General features: G+C 40.7%; 2 protein-coding genes. One reads left to right on the top strand and one right to left on the bottom strand.

Annotated features, from left to right (window positions below):
* The first annotated feature begins 149 nt into the window (after window positions 1-149).
* Entirely contained in the window at window positions 150-638 is a 489-nt protein-coding gene (locus ACYVTD_RS14135) for a 5'/3'-nucleotidase SurE (protein WP_461248362.1), read from the top strand.
* Here ACYVTD_RS14135 and ACYVTD_RS14130 read toward each other — a convergent pair.
* A partial coding sequence (locus ACYVTD_RS14130) for a hypothetical protein (RefSeq protein WP_461248361.1) occupies window positions 609-938 on the bottom strand: 330 nt, incomplete at its 5' end. The genes ACYVTD_RS14135 and ACYVTD_RS14130 overlap by 30 nt on opposite strands.

The following is a 938-nucleotide window of genomic DNA, read 5'->3' as shown; positions in this document are numbered from 1 at the left end:
TGAAGATTATGAGCGGATATTCGGTTTTCACAATGTAATTTACGAAATAAAATTAGCTTCAAAAGCCAGATTATTCCCCGAGCCGGATGAAAAATCGCGGCGTAATATCACAACTACTACCAGTTCCAGTCCGGTACGCAAGAGGGCGTATGCGAATACTACTAACAAATGACGACGGTATCACTTCGCAGGGGATAAGACTGCTTGCTAAGGCTTTACGCGGCGTTGGACACAAGGTTTTTACAGTAGCCCCCGACTCTAACCAATCAGGTTGTTCCCATTCCTTAAAATTCTTACACGAACCGCTAAAATTAAAAGAAATAGAGGAAGATACATGGTCATGCTCCGGAACCCCCGTAGACTGTATTATAGTTGCCCTTTTGGGGGGAATTCCCGAAATCTGTATTTCGACCGAAGGAGCAGAGCATAATCTGGAAAAAGCACCCGATCTTATCCTGTCTGGAATCAATGCGGGGGCGAATTTGGGTACGGATATTGTCTATTCAGGAACAGCTGCGGCGGCAAGACAGGGCGGTTTTTTCGGTATTCCCTCTGTGGCGTTGTCCTTGGTGGACAGCGACCTTCCTTGGCAGTGGGAAATGGTAATTTCATACATTATCATCGCTCATTGTTGCTAATGTAGTAACGCCTGAATCGACAGCGTTTATATAGTCAGATAACTTGGCTATAAAAGCATCATAAGCCAATCTTTCAAAAAAACTGTCATTTTTTGTGTCTATATCATTTATTGATTGTTGTATTTGATTATTTATGGAAACAAACTCATTAGTATTAATATTTATTTCCATTATATTTGAATTAGGAAACGTCTTGGAAAGATCGGCTTCCATAACTTGCAGTCTGTTGACGATAAATTTATCCAATACTATACGCAGTGAAAAGATAGATGTAAAAGCCAATCCTAACAGAATAAACAC

It is taken from the genome of Treponema sp. R6D11, from assembly GCF_054786075.1.
The sequence above is the reverse complement of the archived record's forward strand: the minus strand, read 5'-3'. Positions and strand labels throughout refer to the sequence as shown.